We start from the raw sequence: 246 nt of genomic DNA, 5'->3' as shown, positions 1-246 counted from the left end.
CGCACGGCCAGTGCCTTTACCGCACAAATCGGCTCGATGAAGGCCAACGAGGAAATCGACGCCATCCGTACCCTGGGCCTGGACCCGATGGAGCTGCTGGTGCTGCCGCGGGTGCTGGCGCTACTGGTGGCCTTGCCGATGCTGACGTTCCTGGCGATGCTCTCGGGGATTATCGGCGGCGGCGTGGTGTGTGCGGTGGCCCTGGATATTTCGCCGGCGATGTTCCTGTCGCTGCTGCAATCGGAC

General features: G+C 64.6%; 1 protein-coding gene. It reads left to right on the top strand.

Going from position 1 to position 246, the window contains the following annotated elements:
• A partial coding sequence (locus tag AC0L20_RS41610; RefSeq protein WP_473295929.1) for an MlaE family ABC transporter permease occupies positions 1 to 246 on the top strand: 246 nt, incomplete at both ends.

It is taken from the genome of Bradyrhizobium sp. Kon58 (assembly GCF_055807455.1).
The sequence above is the reverse complement of the archived record's forward strand: the minus strand, read 5'-3'. Positions and strand labels throughout refer to the sequence as shown.